18 protein-coding genes and 1 pseudogene are annotated in these 19,523 nt (G+C 35.8%); 7 read left to right on the top strand and 12 right to left on the bottom strand.

The window, feature by feature from the left end; genetic code table 11:
• Positions 1–16: 16 nt before the first annotated feature.
• Positions 17–1,363, top strand: a complete 1,347-nt coding sequence (locus D9782_RS13840) for an IS4 family transposase (RefSeq protein ID WP_121605033.1) — start codon at positions 17–19, stop codon at positions 1,361–1,363.
• A gap of 499 nt (positions 1,364–1,862) precedes the next feature.
• Here D9782_RS13840 and D9782_RS13835 read toward each other — a convergent pair whose 3' ends face one another.
• Positions 1,863–2,582: a YkyA family protein gene (locus D9782_RS13835; RefSeq protein WP_121605032.1), complete on the bottom strand. Its 720-nt coding sequence runs from the start codon at positions 2,580–2,582 to the stop codon at positions 1,863–1,865.
• A 185-nt stretch (positions 2,583–2,767) separates the two neighbouring features.
• On the opposite strand from D9782_RS13835, the gene def reads away from it, so the two are divergent.
• Positions 2,768–3,319, top strand: a complete 552-nt coding sequence (gene def, locus D9782_RS13830) for a peptide deformylase (protein ID WP_121605031.1) — start codon at positions 2,768–2,770, stop codon at positions 3,317–3,319.
• A gap of 45 nt (positions 3,320–3,364) precedes the next feature.
• Here def and D9782_RS13825 read toward each other — a convergent pair whose 3' ends face one another.
• Entirely contained in the window at positions 3,365–4,138 is a 774-nt protein-coding gene (locus D9782_RS13825; RefSeq protein ID WP_026680750.1) for a Cof-type HAD-IIB family hydrolase, read from the bottom strand.
• Between the two features lie 486 nt (positions 4,139–4,624).
• Here D9782_RS13825 and D9782_RS13820 point away from each other — a divergent pair, with 486 nt between their 5' ends.
• Positions 4,625–4,834 carry a DNA-dependent RNA polymerase subunit epsilon gene (locus D9782_RS13820; protein WP_026680749.1) on the top strand — a complete coding sequence of 70 codons (210 nt, stop codon included), beginning with the start codon at positions 4,625–4,627 and terminating at the stop codon, positions 4,832–4,834.
• Between the two features lie 3 nt (positions 4,835–4,837).
• Positions 4,838–6,505, top strand: a complete 1,668-nt coding sequence (rnjA, locus tag D9782_RS13815) for a ribonuclease J1 (RefSeq protein ID WP_026680748.1) — start codon at positions 4,838–4,840, stop codon at positions 6,503–6,505.
• Between the two features lie 177 nt (positions 6,506–6,682).
• On the opposite strand, the gene D9782_RS13810 is transcribed toward rnjA, so the two are convergent.
• From D9782_RS13810 to cbpB, 10 genes and pseudogenes are all read right to left on the bottom strand, one after another.
• Positions 6,683–7,348, bottom strand: coding sequence for a potassium channel family protein (locus D9782_RS13810; protein ID WP_121605887.1), 666 nt, complete (start codon positions 7,346–7,348; stop codon positions 6,683–6,685).
• Positions 7,349–7,908: 560 nt separating this feature from the next.
• Positions 7,909–8,781: pseudogene (locus D9782_RS13805) on the bottom strand (IS3 family transposase); the annotation flags it as partial.
• Positions 8,739–9,275: a helix-turn-helix domain-containing protein gene (locus tag D9782_RS13800; protein WP_240455861.1), complete on the bottom strand. Its 537-nt coding sequence runs from the start codon at positions 9,273–9,275 to the stop codon at positions 8,739–8,741. The gene D9782_RS13800 and the pseudogene D9782_RS13805, both read right to left, overlap by 43 nt.
• Positions 9,276–9,424: 149 nt before the next feature.
• A complete protein-coding gene (locus D9782_RS13795) occupies positions 9,425–11,263 on the bottom strand; it encodes an ABC transporter ATP-binding protein (protein WP_121605030.1) in 1,839 nt (612 codons plus the stop codon).
• 11 nt (positions 11,264–11,274) lie between these two features.
• Positions 11,275–13,026: an ABC transporter ATP-binding protein gene (locus tag D9782_RS13790; protein ID WP_121605029.1), complete on the bottom strand. Its 1,752-nt coding sequence runs from the start codon at positions 13,024–13,026 to the stop codon at positions 11,275–11,277.
• A 290-nt stretch (positions 13,027–13,316) separates the two neighbouring features.
• On the bottom strand, positions 13,317–13,769 hold the full coding sequence (locus tag D9782_RS13785) for a TlpA family protein disulfide reductase (RefSeq protein ID WP_026680744.1): 453 nt from the start codon (positions 13,767–13,769) through the stop codon (positions 13,317–13,319).
• 105 nt (positions 13,770–13,874) lie between these two features.
• A complete protein-coding gene (locus D9782_RS13780) occupies positions 13,875–14,117 on the bottom strand; it encodes a YkuS family protein (RefSeq protein ID WP_026680743.1) in 243 nt (80 codons plus the stop codon).
• Between the two features lie 69 nt (positions 14,118–14,186).
• Entirely contained in the window at positions 14,187–15,302 is a 1,116-nt protein-coding gene (locus D9782_RS13775; RefSeq protein WP_121605028.1) for an N-acetyldiaminopimelate deacetylase, read from the bottom strand.
• Between the two features lie 13 nt (positions 15,303–15,315).
• Entirely contained in the window at positions 15,316–16,035 is a 720-nt protein-coding gene (gene dapD / locus D9782_RS13770; protein ID WP_026680741.1) for a 2,3,4,5-tetrahydropyridine-2,6-dicarboxylate N-acetyltransferase, read from the bottom strand.
• Between the two features lie 340 nt (positions 16,036–16,375).
• Positions 16,376–16,819, bottom strand: coding sequence for a cyclic-di-AMP-binding protein CbpB (cbpB, locus tag D9782_RS13765; RefSeq protein ID WP_026680740.1), 444 nt, complete (start codon positions 16,817–16,819; stop codon positions 16,376–16,378).
• A gap of 192 nt (positions 16,820–17,011) precedes the next feature.
• Between cbpB and D9782_RS13760 the strand changes: the two genes are divergently transcribed.
• From D9782_RS13760 to D9782_RS13750, 3 genes are all read left to right on the top strand, one after another.
• A complete protein-coding gene (locus D9782_RS13760; protein WP_026680739.1) occupies positions 17,012–17,314 on the top strand; it encodes an ArsR/SmtB family transcription factor in 303 nt (100 codons plus the stop codon).
• A gap of 11 nt (positions 17,315–17,325) precedes the next feature.
• Positions 17,326–18,237, top strand: a complete 912-nt coding sequence (locus D9782_RS13755) for a cation diffusion facilitator family transporter (RefSeq protein WP_026680738.1) — start codon at positions 17,326–17,328, stop codon at positions 18,235–18,237.
• 276 nt (positions 18,238–18,513) lie between these two features.
• Positions 18,514–19,368, top strand: a complete 855-nt coding sequence (locus D9782_RS13750) for a metallophosphoesterase (RefSeq protein ID WP_026680737.1) — start codon at positions 18,514–18,516, stop codon at positions 19,366–19,368.
• Positions 19,369–19,523: the final 155 nt, after the last annotated feature.

The raw sequence follows: 19,523 nt of genomic DNA, 5'->3' as shown, positions 1-19,523 counted from the left end.
TTTGGAGGGATTACGTATGGCTAAGCAATATCATTTTGACTCGTTTGTAAAGAGTGTGCTCGATATTTTATCTATTTCTGAGCTTCGCAATGTTGCTCGGGAATCAGGTTTTGTACAACGATTGAAGAAGATAATGCCGGAAGATTTCTTAAGTATATGTGCCTTCTTACATGAAAAAGTTGGTACGGAGGGGCTAGGACAGCTCTGTGCCTCCCTTTCTCGTGAATCAGAAATATCCATATCTAAACAAGCCTTACATCAACGATTAGACGAGAAAGGAGTGGCTTTTTTAAAACAAGTTTTTATGCAGTTAGCGGAAAAACAACAGATGTTATCGTTACCATCTCCATCTGATTATCCTTTTTCTCGGATCCGTATCTTGGATGGCACATCCTTTCAAGTAAAAAAGAACAACGCGAGTTATTGGGATGGAGTGAAAATACAATTAGAATATGAGCTGTATCAAGGGAATTTTTTGCATACGTTGTTCTATGGACCAAGAGACAGTGATCACGATGCAGCTGAAGAATTGGCAGATACAATAGGAGAAGAGGACCTTATCTTGCGTGACCTCGGCTATTTCTCAGGAGATCACTTTAAAAAAATAGATCGAGCAGGAGCCTATTATATTACTCGTGTTCCTGCCAATATGACCTATTGGACATTGGATGACAAGCAACGAAGAATCCAAATAAAGCCTGAAGAAGATGCCATGCATCTAGCTCCAGGAGAGATACAGGATTATGGGTTCATTCAATTAGGTGTTAAGGGAAAAAATACATTTCATGCACGTGTAGTCGTACAACGATTAACCGAAGAGCAACAAAAACAGAGAGATACCTATTTAAAAGAAAGAAGACGGAAAGGGGGGCATACCCAATCCGCCAACAAGAAGAATCATATCCAAATTCTTGCTACCAATATAACACAAGAAGAAATGGATGAGCAAACCTTGTATCCTATCTATTCCTTGCGTTGGCAAGTGGAGATTCTCTTTAAAACATGGAAATCGTTATTTGAAATTGATGATGTGCAGGCAATGAATACCGACCGCTTTTACTGTCATTTGTATGGGACTTTAATTCATATTCTTCTTTCTTCGATGATTGCTTTTCAGTGCCGTTACTGCCTTTACGAAAGGTATCAACTAGAAGGGAGTGAGTACAAATGTATCAACCATGCGAGAAACGCAATAGTAGAGACGAAGGGGTATTCACTCTATCACCTTTCTTCTTTGAAAGCTCTCATCGATAATATTTACCAGAACATATACCGGCATGGAAGGAAAGATCATCGTTGTCAGCATAAAAGTCCTTTTGATGTCTTAAACATTGCGTATAAAGTACATTTCCGTGCCGCGTAAGTAAAAGTGTAAAAAAGAAAACAAGTACCCATAAAAGAATACGGATTAAACTGGAAAAATATGTTTATATTTTCATTGCACCATACTTCTTTTTTATTAGCTTGACGGCTATGGGCCGTGCCCGCGGAAAGCGAAGTAATTCGTCGGAGCATTGCCAATATACATCAAACATTTCAAAATAACTACTTGGCTTAACGCAGTCATTGCACTGATTTTATACTTTCTTAACTTAGAACAAAAGCGCAAGCGCCCGATTAGAAACGTAGCGACTGAAGCGAGTGATTGGAGGTAAAGGAAGCACGGTAAGCTTGCAAGCCGATGATGGCTTAGATTAGGACGATTCGTGAAGTCACCTCGTTTCTGGGCGCTGGAGCTGGACGCGGCTTAACACGCCCCTATTTATCCACATGGGCAAACTCTATAAGTTCCTAAACTAACAAAAACGCTACAGCATCACCTTTAGAGGTACTGTAGCGTGTTATTCTTAAAAACTACCTATTTATTTTTCTGTTGAAGATTCTTTGGAGTTCGTTTCTTTATTTGACTTATCTCCAGTAGGGTTTTCTTCATAGCTTACTTCCATACCTGCCAAACTATAGAATTCCTTCTTTAAGTTATTATACTTTACGGTATTATCATTAAACGCTTTATTTAAATCAATAACCTTTTCATAACTATCATTTATTTTATTAATTTGTTCAGTTAAAGTCTTTTGCTCAAGATCCTCTTTTTGAAGCATGGTATACATTTCTTTTTCGAGTTTTAACGATTCTTGATAAGCTTTATTTAGCTTTGAATACGTTTCATAGCGCTTTTCCATTACTTCGTTCATATTTTCAGCTTTCTTCTTCACTTTATCCGCTTCAAGATCAGTAATCAGCTCTTCTATTTCAGAGAATTCATTACTTGCTGCTTCAATACTTTCCTTTTCTTTAGCTATTTCTTTAGCACGTTGATCAATTGTTTCAATTGCTTGTTTAGAATATTTCTTAATTTTATCCATTTCGTCCATACCGAGATTGACAATTTTACTGTATAATTGCTGCTCTTCTTTTTCTAAATCAGTAATTTTACTTTGTTGCTCCTCAAAGCCTTGTTCTAAAGAAACAGCTTCCTCTAAATGTCCTTGAATTTTTTCCTCAGTAGACTTACTACTACAAGCAGAAATCACTAATAAAAGTATGATTCCTGCGAAAATGGCAGATTTTTTTAATGGCACGAATATTACCCCCTACAACTTTTCCATCAATTATTCGATTCTCAGTATACCATAAAATATATCGGACAAAAGATAAATCTAATTGCTCTAGCATGTATATAGTAAAACTATGATTAATATAACTTAAATATGATAAAATATGAAATTGAAATGAAGAATAGAGTATAGGATTAGGAGTGGTATGCATGATAACCATGAAAGATATTGTTCGTGAAGGGCATCCTTCTTTAACAACTGTTGCTGAAGAGGTGGAGAATCCATTAAACACCGCTGATAAAAAGTTATTAGAGGATATGATTACATTTTTAAAAAATAGTCAAGTTGAAGAAATAGCTGAAAAATATCAATTACGCGCAGGGGTAGGTTTAGCAGCACCTCAGCTTGGCTTAAATAAGCGATTAGTAGCTGTACACTTCGAAGATCCTAATGGGAAGCAATACAGCTATGGGCTTGTTAACCCTAAAGTAATTAGTCACTCCGTAGAAAAAACCTATTTATCTACAGGTGAGGGGTGTTTATCTGTCGACCGTCCAGTGGAAGGCTACGTGCCTAGGTATGCACGCATTACAGTAAAAGCTTTTGATAAGGAAGGTAACCCTTTAAAATTACGGTTAAAAGGCTATGCAGCGATCGTATTCCAACATGAGATTGATCACCTGAACGGTATTATGTTTTATGATCATATTAATGAAGATAATCCTTTTGCTATTCCAGAAAATGCAAAACCACTAGAATAAAGAGAAACGGCAGAACCCTTATGGACTGCCGTTTCTCTTATTCATTTATACTAAATTTACATATTCTAATCCTTTTCGTATTCCATCCTGATCAACAGAGGCTGTTGTAAAATCTGCTACTTTTTTTAATTCAGGAACTGCATTTCCCATGGCTATACCTGTACCTGTCTCCTTTAACATTTCAATATCATTTAAACCGTCTCCAAACGAATAGGTATCTTGTAAATCTAATCCACTAGCTTCAATTAGCTTTTCTACTCCAACCGCTTTAGACCCCCCGATTGGTAAAATATCACATGAATAATCGTGCCAGCGTAAGAAATGCAGGCGATCATGAGCTCGAGCAAAGAGCTTTTCTTGTTCATTTTCACAAAATATCAACGCTTGATGAATTTTGTTTACTTTATAAAAATCTGGATCTACTTTTGGATAGGAAATTTTCAGACTCCCCATACTCTCGGAAATAAAGGGGTGATCCGAAACCGAGGCTCTCATTTCCTGATTATTTAAATAGACTAACGGATAATCTAAATCCAGTGCTTTATTATATAAGTTAGCAAGCTCTTCTTTCTCTAGTGGATTTTCATAAACTGTTTTTCCTTCAAATACAACAAATTGTCCATTAAAGCTAACATAAGAATGAATATCCAACTCTTTCCGAATATCTTCAAACATAAACGGAGCTCTTCCAGTCGCTATCGCAACATAAACACCTTTATTTTTTAATTCTTGAATAGCCTCTTTTGTTGAAGCTGGTAACTGCTTATGATGATCTAATAAGGTGCCATCAATATCAAAAAATACAATTTTTTTCTGCATTCTGCTATTCCCCTTTTCTGGATGTATAAGAAATTAAACTATGTTAAAACTAAGTATACCAACGTATCAAAAGAAAGTCTGTAAAGCAATAATAAATATTTTTTAAAAGAAATAAAGTATTTTTATTTCAATCTTCCTCAACTCATACTATACTATAGATAAGAGGGATTGGATCGGTAGAACGTTTTTCTTGCTTTTCTTAAATCTGAGAAAGGAGCTGTAACGTCATGTTAAAACGCCTAAAAGAAAAGCTCAAGAAACGCTGGAAAGACTTTTTAGGCCAAGGACGTGTACCTACAACTTGTAAAAAAGACTACCATTGATAGTACCAATCGCAACAATATAAAGGTACCATAAAGCCGGAAATACAAAAACGGGAAATCGGATAAATCAGGAAAAACATGTATCAAATCAGGTATAATTTAGTGTAAATAAACGTGTTATAAAAATAGAAATGGACAAGAATGATAATTAAGGAGAGATGAGATGATTTACAAAGTTTTATATCAAGAACTGCCAGAAGAAATTCCAGTTCGAGAGCGTACGAAGAGTGTATATGTTGAAGGAGAATCTGTAAGACAAGTTCGAAAAAAATTAAATGAACGCAAGTATAATATTGAGTATATCCACGAAATGGATGAAGCACATTTAGATTACGAAAAATTATCCGATGATTTTAAAGTGGAGAACATATAAGAAATGAAGTTCGTTAAAAATGACCAAGCTGCTGTTTTTGCATTAGGCGGACTAGGGGAAATCGGAAAGAATACGTACGGAGTACAATTCCAGGATGAAATAATATTAATTGATGCTGGAATTAAATTTCCTGAAGATGAACTTTTAGGTATCGACTACGTAATTCCTGATTACACTTACCTTGTGCAAAACCAGGATAAAATCAAAGGATTATTTATTACTCACGGTCATGAGGATCATATTGGGGGAATCCCTTATCTTCTTCGTGAAATCAATGTGCCAATATATGCCGGTAAACTTGCGATCGGATTAATTCGTAACAAATTAGACGAACACGGTCTATTAAGAAACGCTAAATTAAATACCATACAAGAAGACGATATAATTAAATTCCGTAAAACTTCCGTTAGCTTTTTCCTTACTACTCACAGTATTCCCGATGCTTATGGTATCGTAGTTAAAACACCACCAGGTAACATTGTGCATACTGGTGATTTCAAATTTGACTTTACACCTGTTGGTGAACCAGCTAATCTTTCTAGGATGGCTGAAATTGGCAAAGAAGGTGTGCTCTGTTTGCTTTCTGACAGTACGAACAGTGAGGTTCCTGGATTTACCATGTCAGAAAAAGTGGTTGGGGCGAACATCAAAGATATCTTTAGCAGAGTAAATGGTAGGGTTATATTTGCGACGTTTGCGTCAAATATTTATCGACTTCAACAGGTTGTAGAAGCTGCAGTTAATAATAACCGTAAAATAGCTGTATTCGGTCGTAGTATGGAATCTGCCATTAATCTCGGACAAGAATTAGGTTATATACAAGCTCCTAAAGACACATTTATTGATGCAAATCAAATTAATCGTCTTCCAGCTCAAGAAGTAACCATTCTATGTACCGGTTCACAAGGTGAACCTATGGCTGCCCTTTCCCGTATTGCCAATGGAACACACCGTCAGATTCAAATTATACCAGGTGATACTGTTGTATTTTCTTCATCACCAATCCCTGGAAATACAATAAGTGTTGGACGTACAATTAATAAATTGTACCGAGCTGGTGCAGATGTTATTCATGGCAAATTAAGTAATATTCATACTTCTGGTCACGGTAGTCAGGAAGAGCAAAAATTAATGCTTCGCCTTATCAAACCAAAATACTTCATGCCTATCCATGGAGAATACCGTATGCTAAAAGAGCATATGAAATTAGCCGAAGCGTGTGATGTAGAGCCAAGTAATTCATTTATTATGGATAATGGCGATGTATTGGCATTAGGAAAAGATAATGCCATTATAGCTGGAAAAATCCCTTCAGGTTCCATTTATGTTGATGGAAGCGGCATAGGTGATATTGGTAATATCGTGTTACGAGATCGACGAATCCTTTCTGAAGAAGGACTTGTAATCGTGGTTGTCAGTATAAATATGAAAGAGTTTAAAATCTCTGCTGGACCAGACATCATCTCTAGAGGATTCGTTTATATGAGAGAATCAGAGGATCTCATTAATGAAGCGCAAAAATTAGTCGCTTCTCATCTAGATAAAGTAATGGAACGAAAAACTACGCAATGGTCTGAAATTAAGAACGAAATAACAGATACGATTGCCCCATTTCTTTATGAAAAAACAAAACGCAGACCGATGGTGTTACCTATTATTATGGAAGTTTAATGGTAAAATAGTAGAACCGCTAAATAAAGATGATTAAATTTATCTTCTGACTGAGCGATGAATGAACAATCTGTCTGTAAAACAAAAACCCAAACTTTATCTAAAATATTTCAGATAAAGTTTGGGTTTTACATTGCTAACAATTTTTTCGTCCCAGACTTTTTGTTTTTTTTAGCTTTATTCCTCGATGACTAAATGTTTTTCGAAGCGAGAAATATCTTTATCCGCACCGATAACGATAAGTATATCTCCTTCTGTGAAGACGTGATCAGCACTTGGTGAGACATTTATATCCTTTCCTTGTTTTACTGCGACAACGTTACAGCCATAGTTGGCTCGTATATCTAAATCTGCCAATGTTTTGTCTAACATTTTATTTCCTACTTTAACTTCGACAATACTATGATCATCCGATAATTCTAGATAATCTAAAATATTATTGGAAATAATATTATGCGCTATTCGTTTACCCATATCTCTTTCAGGATGAACAACTTGATCAGCACCAATTTTATTTAAAATTTTTGCATGGTAATCATTTTGAGCCTTAACTGTAATTTTTTTAATCCCTAAATCAGTCAATATAACCGTCGTAAGAATACTTGCTTGAATATCATCACCTATTGCCACAATCACATGATCTATATTTTTAACTCCTAATTCTTTCAACGACACTTCATCCGTTGAATCAGCAATCACTGCGTGTGATGCAATATTTTTAAATTCATTTACTCGATCCTCATTATTATCAATAGCAAGAACTTCCATACCCTCCATGCTAAGCTCTTTACAAATACTACCACCAAATCTTCCAAGACCTATTACCGCAAATTCTCGTTTCATCCTGTTTCCTCCATCACTATTCTTTGTCCTTAGCTTATCACATATTTCTATATGAATAAAAGAGACAAATATTTTGTGAACGGATAGCTTTCGCTGCGACTGTAAGCCTCTGTCAACAACAATCTTGGACTTTAAAGGATGTCTGAAAGGGATTTCTGCCTGTATAAAATGAATCAAACGCTTCCCTATCCTCCTCCAAAAAAAGCAACTTCCTAAAACCCCGCAGGAAGCCGCTTTTTGCTTCCTAGGAGGTCTCTAGAACTCAGTATAGGCAGGGGTTTTCTAAACCATTGAAAAGAGGCTGGAACAAAACACAACTTCTTTACCCAAAATACGAATAATCATGTTATCAATAGGAGTATCATCGCCGCACCGTGAAACTATACGCTCTTTCCACGAACACGGCCACAGCTAACTTGGTAAAGAAAAACACGTTACCAGTTGGATCTTCGGACTCGTGCGGTTCCCGCTAGAGTCTCGCTTATTTCAGGTGCTAAATGAATGATTCTAATCAAAAAAACGAACGATAAGGTGGTTACCCCCAAAAGTTAGAGTTTATACTATGCAGCTGATTGGCTGGATTGCGTTCGGTACTCAACTGGACTCAGCCCAGCCAATTTTTCCTTTATTCGTTCATGATTATACCAGTAGATATATTCTTCAATCCGACTTTTTAATTCTTCATAGCTTACTAATTTTTCACCATAATACATTTCTTGTTTTAAAATGCCAAAGAAATTCTCCATTGGTGCATTGTCTGCACAGGTGGCTTTGCGCGACATACTTTGGAATATTTTATTTTCTTTTAGTGTCCGCACCCACTGATTGTGTTGGTAATGCCAGCCTTGATCGGAGTGGATCGTAGTGCGGTAGATTGCCCGACTCTTCAGTATCTCTATTAATTCTTTTAAAGGGGTCATGACAAGGTTTAATGTTGGCCGTTTTTTGATGTCATACGTAATAATTTCTCCGTTATAAAGGTCAAGAATCGGATTTAAATATAACTTCTCTTCGCCTAGACATTTGAATTCCGTTATGTCTGTTACTAACTTTTGAAGTGGAATAGATGTGTTAAAACGGCGAGACAATCGGTTTTTCGCCACTTTTCCAACGTTCCCCTTATAGGAATTGTATTTACGGGATTTCCGCATAAATTTCACACATTTTAATCCCAATTCTCGCATAATGCGATACACTTTTTTATGGTTGATAACATATCCTAATTTCTTTAGTTCTCCTGTAATACGTTTATAGCCATAACGTTCATGGAACTTTTTAAATAAATCTGTAATGATTTCTTTTAATACTGTGTCCGAATCTTCTCTTCCAAAATTTTTCACATGATAGTGATAGGTTGCTTCAGGAATACCCACAATAGGAAAAATATCTTTTAATCGGAATCCTTCTTCTTTGAGTTCGAATGCCACCTTTGCCTGTGCTTTTCGTAGAAGGCATTCGGATTCTCCCGAAAAGCTTTTAGCTTTTTTAAGTAGGCATTCTCTAGCCTTAGTAGTTCATTCTCACGTTCTAACTCTTCTTCACGTGTTCTCTTTTTTGCTTTCTGCTTCTTCTGTTTCATGGGTTTTTTAGACATAGAAGGACGCCCCTTTTGTTTTAATTCCAGGCCTTCCTTACCTTGTTTGCGAAATTTTTTCATCCAGAGTTTAACAATGGACGAAGTGCTCAACTTAAATTGAACAGCAGTTTCTGTATAAGAAGCACCTGTCTCTAGCATAAATTGTATCGCATCTAATTTAAATTGAACAGAATACTCCTTCTTTGTATTTCTTCGTTTTAGTCCCGCCATACCGTGACGCTCATAGTTTTTCACCCATTCATATAGTGGTGTAGAGCTACTCATATGATATTTTTTGGCTAAGGAACGATATGAAAGATTTCCATCTATATACTCGGTAACAACCTTCACTTTAAATTCTTCACTATATTTAGCCACAAAAACCCCCCTGAAATTAGATTTTTTACTCTAACTTCAGGGGGTCGGTACCTAATTAATTTTTTTAATTAATTATCGTCCGTTTTTAATTGTTTCTTCATTCTTTTGTCTCAGCCTCTTAATCACATTGCATCAAGCATTTGAAATTGTGATTTCACTAATCCATAGTATTCTCCTTGCTTACGCATTAATTCACTATGATTTCCACTTTCTAATATTTTTCCTTGTTCTAATACGAAGATATTATCTGCTTCTCTAATGGTTGATAACCGATGTGCAATGATAATTGCAGTTCTCCCCTTCAGCAGCCTTCCTAATGCTTCTTGTATCTTTACCTCTGTCTCCGTATCAATACTTGCCGTGGCTTCATCTAAGATTAAAATACTTGGATTAGCAAGCAATGCTCTTGCAAAAGATAATAGCTGCCTCTCACCCGCCGATAAAATATTCCCCCGCTCTTCAACTTCCGTTTCATAACCATTTGCTAATCGCTGAATAAAATCATCTGCTCCAACAACCTTTGCTGCCTCTTTTACTTCTTCATCAGATGCATCTGGCCTACCAAATCGAATATTCTCTATAATCGTGCCTGAGAATATAAATGTATCCTGTAACACTACACTTATTTTTTGCCGTAAGCTGTTTAGATTTACTTCCTTTAAATCATGCCCGTCAATTTTTACTTTTCCTTTTGTAGGATCGTAGAATCTACTGATTAAGTTAGCAATTGTCGACTTGCCGCTCCCCGTATGTCCAACTAACGCAATAGTTTGACCTTGCTTAATCTCAAAAGAAATTTCATGTAAAGCAATTCGATCATTATCATAAGAAAACTCTACCTTGTCAAATTCTATATGCCCGTTCATGTCATCAATTCCATATGCATCTGCCGCCTCTTTTACATTTGGTTTTTCATCAAGGAATTCAAAAATTCGCTCTGAGGCGGCCATTGCCATTAGCATTTGATTATACATTTGCCCGAGTCGAGAAATTGGGTCCCAAAACATGCCAATAAAGAAGGCAAAAGATACAAAGTCTCCTATTTCTATCCCACCATTCTCCACACCTAAAAGAATTAGATAGGCACCATATGAAATAAGAATGATCGTACCAATTGCATTACTCATCTCTACAAATGGACGAAACATCGCGCTTTTCCTCGTAGCTTCTCTCCAGCTTTTATAATTATCTGAGTTTACTCCATGGAAATATTCCCCGTTTTCTTTTTCCTGTGAGAATGACTGGGTAATCCGCATACCTTGAAGTCCTTCATTCAAATGGGAATTCATGCGAGACTGTTGAATACGTACGGATTGCCAAGATCTACGAATAGTTCTTCTAAGCTTTGTTGTAAGGTAAAACATTACTGGCAGGATGATCATGATTGCAAGCGCCAACTTCGGACTTAATACGAATAAGATGACGATGATACCAACAAGTGTAACAACGTCCATTAATAAATTTATAATTCCATTCGTAAATAATTCTTGAAGTGAATTAATATCGTTCATAATCCGTACTAAAATAGATCCCGCAGATCTAGAATCAAAAAAACGATGAGATAGATGTTGTACATGAGAAAACAAATGCTGTCGAATATCATAAATGACGTTCTGCCCTAGAATATTTATCCACTTAATTCGATAGACGTTACCAACATAACTGAGTAAGTAAAGGATACCTATACCAATAACTAAATAGGTAAGAAGCGAAATATTCCCTTCGTCAATTGCTACATCAATCGCTACTTTACCAATTAAGATGGGGACAATAAGTCTTACAGCTGTTGAAACTAGCATTGCAATAATTGCTGCAGGTAAGTATGTTCTCGAATAAGGCTTTAAATAAATAAGTAATCTCCACATTTGCTTCCAGTTAAAAGGTTTTTCAATAGCTTGATCCTGTGTATAGTAAAATCGTTGCAAATGTCTACTCTCTTTTTCCTCTCTTTGTTGCGCCATAGTTTCCCTCCTTATGCATGTTGTCTATTCATGATCTCTTCACGATCCTGATATTGAATCTCATAAATACGCTGGTAAGCTCCCTGATTTTGTAACAGAAAATCATGTGTACCTCGCTCTACAACCTCACCATCCTCTAAAACAATGATTTCATCCGCGTGCTTTAAGGATGATATTCGATGGGCAATGATAAACGAGGTTCTACCTTTCATTACTTCTTTAAGTGCCTTTTGTATTTTAAATTCCGTCTCCATGTCTACAGCAGAAGTTGCATCATCTAACACGAGAATACTTGGATTAATACAGATTGCTCTGGCAATGGCAATTCGTTGTTTCTGACCACCAGATAGCCCCATTCCTCGCTCCCCAAGCATCGTCTCATATCCATTTGGCATCTTCATAATAAAATCATGTGCTTGTGCTCGCATGGCTGCATCTATAATCTGTTCTTCTGAAACATTTGGGTTTCCGTATGCAATATTCTCTCTTATTGTTGTTGAAAACAGAAACGGCTCCTGCAATACAAATCCAATTGCTTGACGTAAGGTTTTAATGCGGTAGTCGGAAACAGCTCTCCCATCAACTAGAACCTCACCTTTTTCAGGCTCATAGAATCTTGTTATTAATTGAGTAATACTTGTTTTTCCTGAACCAGTTGACCCAATTAAGCCAACTACTTTCCCTGGTGGGGCATCAAATGAAATGTCTTTTAGGGCAGAATCATCGTTTTCAGAATAGGTTAATGTCACATTATTAAACGTTACATGGCCTTTAATAGGCTGATCGATAGCTGTTTCACTTTCCTCTATATCCTCTTTAGCTTCAAGTATTTCTAGCAATCGTTCAGCAGAAGCTTTTGCTTGAGAAAATTGATTGACAACAAAACCCAGATTCATTAGCGGACCCATAATGTACCAAACCAGGCTAAAGAATGCGACGAGTTCACCAATAGATAAATTGCCGTTAATTACTAGGTAACCTCCAAATGCCAGTAAAGCCACGGCACAAAAGTTACCTATAAATTCCATTAAAGGAAAATATTTAGACCATATGAAAGATGTTTTTAAATAGTTTTGTCGGTAATCATCATTGCTTACAGAAAATCTCCCTATTTCAAAATCCTCTCTGGATAAAGATTTTACTGTATTCATCCCACTAATATTTTCCTGCACTCTTGTATTTAACTTTCCAAACGACTTACGAATTTTCCGAAATGCTGGATGAACCCGTTTATCGAACTGATACACAACGATTCCAAGAAAAGGCATTGCTGCCATCGTAACCAAGGCTAGCGGCACTGAAAAATAAAACATTACTCCTAAACTAATACCGATCAGTAAAATGATGCGCAGTAATTCAGAAAAACCAAATGATAGGAAAAAACGAAATCCTTCTACATCAGCGGTTAATCGTGACATGATGTCACCTGTTTTTGCATTGTCATAGTATTTAAAAGAGAGCCTTTGTAGTTTATCGTATAGTGCGTCACGTAATTTATATACAGCTATAATCCCAAATAAATCTCCTAAATATTGATGATAAAACGTAGCAAACCCCTTAAATATCATTAACAATAAAAATGCTCCTGAAATATACGGTATCAATTCATACTGATCAGCCAAAACGACGTTATCAATCGTCTGTTGCAATATAATTGGATACACAACGGTAATGACTGTAACAAAGAATAAGAAGAATAATGACAGCATTAAATATTTCTTGTACGGCCAAAAGAATTGCTTTAGCTTTTTAAATGTGTCCAAGTGTTTCCCTCCTTTAGATGAATTTCCGTAATTACTAATATAACGGGTTCCGAAATAAATATCCACTCTTTTAACTCAATTTTTTAAATTTTTTTCAAGTTATTATTTTTAAGAATTATGAATGTGTATGAACCCTTCATTCAATGGCTTGACCTATTAAAATATAAAACATGAATAGTTACATGATCAAACTTTTATCTTATTACCTTTATAGCATAAACGAACAATCGTTCTTATATATAATATTTTTTCCCAAACAAAAACCTCTGCTTCGTTGCAGAGGCCTATTGTTAGTTATTTTCAGCATGTACCAATCGCTGGATTCGCTGTTCAAGCATATTGGTATTACTTTTTCCCTTTTGTACAAAACGTAGTATTCCTGATTTATCAAATAGATAAAACGACGGAACATAATTCAATCCAAATGCATCTGTTATCTCATCATTGTTATCTACAATAATCGGTTCATGCATACCATAATTAGCTACAACTAGTTTGATTTTCTTCATGTTCTTATCACTTATAGAACGTGGTATATGAACTGAAATAACCTGTAAATTCCCTTGATAAGTATCTCGTAATTGATTAATTCTAGGAATGGCTTTTTTACATAGATGACAACTGACAGACCAAAAATGGATGAATGTTGGTTTTGAGCCGATTAAATCTTCCTTGGTAATCGAATCACTGTTTAACCAATTAGTGGCTCCATTTAATTCCGGCATCTCATCACGTAAACGCATGCTACTACCTCCTAAAGTATCCTTAAATTCAACCGTCTACCCATACCTATATATGAATAGTTGGATAAAATGGTTCGTTGAAAATAAGAATATTTAAGAGAAAAATTAATCTAATTTATGATTTACCATTTGGCAAACATCATTTGCACTGAATCCTTGAGCATTAATTACAGCACCAGCAATTTGTGTATCCGTCACACCCATTAAATTCTTATCCTGTCCAGAAATAATACAACAATCACAATATGCAGCATCGTCTGCATTTTTTAAATCTACAACCTCATGTCCCATCTCCATTAATGCCTCTTTAACATCTGTTAATGTTTCTTCCACACCAATACGTGCCACTTTCATTGCCTCCTCTATATATTTAATTCATATATAGATTTTGCAACTAATAAGAAAGATATACAAAAGCTATAAAGAAAGCATCTTAATTGTTTTTGTAACAGCTTCTACTCCCACAAATAATGCGTCCTCATCAGGATTTAACTGTGCGTGGTGAAGACCATATTCAGAATCTACTCCTAGCCAAAACATAAATCCGGGTATATCTTTTAACATATACCCAAAATCCTCACCAGTCATTGCGGCATCTGCTTGTATATAATTCAGATCAGTCGCTTGAATTATTTCGGAAAAACGTTCCACCAGCTGGTGATCATTATACACCTGATAATAATTGGCACCATAATCAATTGTAATGGAACAATCATAGGCCATTTCAAAACCTTTAGCCATTTTCTCCAGTCGATTTTTTACCGTCTGAATAGCATTAGGATGTTCGGTTCGAATCGTTCCCTCCAGCCTTGCTGTCTCTGCAATCGCATTCTGAACAAATCCACTTTCCATTTTTCCTATAGTGACAACCGCACCCTCCAGCGGGTTTATGTTTCTCGAAACAATTTGCTGCATCTGCACGATAAAACTACTTGCAGCAACCGCCATATCCCTTGTTAAATGCGGATATGCAGCGTGTCCACCTTTGCCAGTAAAATCTAAATAAAGTTCACTAGTATTAGCAAATAACAGCCCTGGTTTACTAGATACTGTACCTACTGGTAGTTCTGGAGCAATATGCAAAGCAAAGATTACATCTGGACGCCAATCATTAAATTGTTCAGACTGCATTAATGGAAGTGCACCACCAGGTCCTTCTTCGGCAGGCTGGAATATAAATAAACAATTATCCTTAATCGGATTTTCAATCATGTGCTGTAATGCTCCAAGTCCAATGGTCATATGAAAATCATGACCACAAGCATGCATCTTTCCTTGATGCAAGGAAGAAAACGCTAAATTGGTCTTTTCCATAATTGGTAATCCATCCATATCAGCTCGAAAACCTATGGTTTTCTCCGGAGCTAATCCCGCTACAAATACAAGTATACCTGTTTTCCATAATTGAATAGACACTCGATCAGTCTGGAAATCTTTAATTTTTTCAAGCAAGTATTGCTGTGTTTTTATTTCTTGAAATCCTAGTTCGGGTATCTGATGTAGATCTCTTCTAATCTCTTTTAGTTCTAGCATATTTATTCCCTACTTAGTCATTTAATTTCCGTAGCTCTTGTTTGATCTCTGTCTTTGATTTTGTATTCTCATCGATTTCTTTTAATACTTTTGCAGGCGTGCCAGCAACCAATGTGTTTGGCGCAACATCCTTTGTAACAATTGCTCCAGCTGCAACGATTGCTCCTTTCCCTATCGTAACACCTTCCAACACAACTACATTTGCTCCAATTACCACATCATCTTCTACGACAACCGGTTTTGCAGATGGTGGTTCAATAACCCCAGCAAGAACGGTTCCTGCGCCAATATGACAATTCTTACCAACTGTCGCACGCCCACCCAGCACAGCGTTCATATCAATCATCGTTCCTGCGCCAATAACAGAACCGATATTTATCATTGCTCCCATCATAATGACACAACCGTCACCAATTTCTACTTGATCACGAATTACAGCACCTGGTTCAATACGAGCATTAATTCCTTTTAAATCTAGTAATGGAATTGCCGAATTTCTGCGATCATTTTCCAGCACATAATCCTCTATAACATCTTTATTATTCTCTAATAGGCTCTTGATTGTTTCCCATTCTCCAAATAAGACACCACTTTTACTCTCCAAAAACGATTGAATCGATTTATCTAATTCTAATTGACTTAAATCATTACCCTTTATATATACTTTCACTGGTGTACTTTTTTTGCTGTTTGAGATAAAGCTTATAATTTCATTTGCATCCATCATATTCATTATTTCGTATCCTCCTATTTATGTACTATCTTTTAATTTAGCAGATAGCTTTTTTCGTCGCAATTATTATCCATTATGTAAATTCCTAAAGAGGCTTTTACAAATAATCTTATCTAGATTATCCCTGTTCATTAAAGCAATGAAAGAGACTAAAGCAAAAGTATTTCTTCAAAAAATAACCCGAACGAATCAGTTCGGATTATTTTGGTATCATCGCTCTAGCAAAATACTTCGCTTTTTCAAGGAGTCTACTTATTTTGCCTGCGTTTCGTATAAACACTTAAATTTTTATTGTTCCGTTTTTGGGGGTTAACTATTTTAGTTTCGTCCCAGCATCTTCTCATGATTTTTGTGTATAAATGTCTTTTTTAACTTGCTTTAAAATGGCTCTTCTTGTTAGAATCCCATCAAAATATCCATCACTATCAGCCACACAGACAAAAGGATGGTTAATAACTGTATTTAAGCCTTTAAGTAACGAATCTTCTTTTGATAAGCAAGGTATTTCTTCATTTAAAACATCCTTAACAAGGATGTCAGAAAGCCGCTCAAACTCAAAACGTTCAAGCCCTAATATTTGATTTAATATATTGGTTTTAGCTATTGTTCCAATTAATTTATAAGATGCATCAAGAACCGGAACTGCGGAATATCCAGACTTTACCAATACAAGCAAAGCATGCTCTAATGGATTATTTACTTGTACATGTGCAACCTTCTCGGAAGAAATCATCACATCACCAACAGATAGATCAGTTAATTGCTTATCTTGCAACATACTCATCACATCACCCCTTATCATACTTTCATAGAAGGTACAGTTTCGTATCCATTTTATTAACCCACCAAACTACATTCTATATTTTACCATAGTGTAGAAATAAGAAAAACGAAACAAGCTAATTTTGGTTTGCAAAAGCAACTTATAAAAGTTATAATATGAACATATGATCATATAGTATTGGAGAGAGAAAAAATGGATTATAATCCAATTGATGAACAATTAATCGATGCTGTTTCACAAACGTTTAAAGCTTTATCTGATCCAACTCGTATTAAAATCTTACATTTACTCTTCCATAAAGAGTGTTCTGTCAGTGAGATCGCAGATTGCCTAAAAATGAATCAATCTACCATTTCACATCAGTTAAAGTATCTTAAACAGCTAAGACTAGTTAAAAACCGACGAGAAAAGACCATGTATTATTATTCTCCCGATGATTATCACGTTATGAATTTATTAGAACAAACTATTGAGCACAGTAAACATACACGATAGGAGGCTTGATTATGGGACATGATCATGACCATCACCATGGTCACCATCATCATACAAGTAACAAGAGGGTACTATTCTGGAGCTTCATCATGATTACGGCGTTTATGATAATTGAAGCAGTTGGAGGTTTGCTAACAAATAGTCTTGCTTTACTATCAGATGCTGGACATATGTTGAGTGATGCAGCTGCATTAGGATTAAGTCTTTTAGCATTTAAAATTGGCGAGCGACAAGCGACTACTTCAAAAACATATGGTTATCGTAGATTTGAAATCATCGCAGCGTTTATTAATGGCATAACATTGGTGCTTATTTCCCTCTATATTTTCTATGAAGCTTTTCATCGTTTTATGGATCCGCCAAATGTCAGTGCCAATATGATGATTATTGCCGTAATTGGGTTTATCGTTAATATCATTGTAGCTTGGATGCTGATGCGCGGAGACTCAGAAGATAACCTTAACATTAAAAGTGCATTACTTCATGTTTTAGGTGATCTCTTAGGTTCAGTTGGAGCCATCGTAGCAGGTATACTCATACTGCTTTTCGGTTGGAATATTGCCGATCCAATAGCTAGTGTAATCGTCGCCATTTTAATCTTAATTTCAGGTTTCAGAGTGACCAAGGAATCTATCCATATATTAATGGAAGGAAAGCCCGTGCATATAGATGTAAAAGAAATTAAAACAGCATTATTAAAGTTACAAGGAATAAAAGATGTGCATGATTTACATGTTTGGTCAATTACCTCTGAGTTTCCAGCGTTGAGTTGTCATGTAGTTGTTGATGATTCTATCCATCGTGATGACTTACTTAAACAAGCAAATCAGGTATTAAAAGACCAGTTTCATATATCGCATTGCACCATTCAAATGGAAGGTCTTCATACACCCTTTCAAGAAGATTGTGATTCCTGTCCTTAAACGCTACCGAGATTAGGAGTGTCTGCCTTATTTTGGCGGACACTTCTTTCTATGTGAATATGCTCTCCTCCCAATAACAACAGTTCCTAAAACAAATACAGTAGCTCGTTTTTCATTATTTAAACGGTTTAATACCTATCCATTTTATCGTATGTTCTTATGAATCAAATGTCAAGTAATTAACTGACTATTCCGATAAAAAGTGTGGCTAATTCAATTTTTCACTATTCGTGTTATAATTTTGTTCTAATGCATGTCGAGAAAGGTTTGTAACCAATGAACAGAAGATCATTTTTAAAAAAAGCGCTTGGTAGTTTCCTTGCGTTACTAGGGCTAAGCGGCGGAACATACTATTATGCAAAAGAAATTGAGCCTATACTTCTTCACATAAATAAAAACAGAATCTCATCTAAAAAAATAAACCCTGCATTTCAGGATTTTAAAATCATTCAATTTTCAGATACTCATATTGGATTTCATTACACATTAGAACAACTCCATGAACTTGTTCTCAAAATCAATGGACTAGAACCTGATTTAATAGTATTTACTGGTGACCTTGTGGATGAGCCCCACACCTTTCAATGGGATGATAAAATTGTAAATATTTTAAGTAAATTAACCGCTCCTAAAGGAAAATATTGGATCTACGGAAACCATGACCATGGGGGATATGGGACAGAGATAGTGATGAAAGTAATGGAAAATGCTGGTTTTCATCTTTTACAAAACAATCACACAACAATCGACGTTAACGGAGCGCAATTGACACTAGCAGGGATTGATGATGTTATGCTTGGCAAACCAGACTTACAATCAACACTTACTGAAGCTAATCCTGAACTTTTTACCATATTACTTGCTCATGAACCTGATTTTGCTGATCAAGCCGTGAATTACCCTGTAGATGTCCAATTATCTGGGCATAGTCATGGTGGACAAGTAAGATTGCCATTTATTGGTCACCTCTATACACCTGCATATGCTGAAAAATATGTGCAAGGAAAATATTCGTTAAATGATGATAAGCTTTTATTATTTGTAAATAGCGGAATCGGAACTACTAGACTGCCCTATCGATTTTTATGTAAACCAGAGATTCACCTCTATACCCTTGAACATCATAGTTAACCTTCAGGCTATTTATTAATGTCAACTAATTATATGTTAGCGCAGAAACAAAATACCTAATAAAACACACACTATCACTATTTCAGTATTTTGTTAACAATTTATACATGGTATTTTAGGGCTTTCCATGCTACACTTAATGGGATTTCAAACAC

The organism is Virgibacillus sp. Bac332 (assembly GCF_003667785.1).
GTDB lineage: Bacteria > Bacillota > Bacilli > Bacillales > Amphibacillaceae > Virgibacillus > Virgibacillus salarius.
The sequence above is the reverse complement of the archived record's forward strand: the minus strand, read 5'-3'. Positions and strand labels throughout refer to the sequence as shown.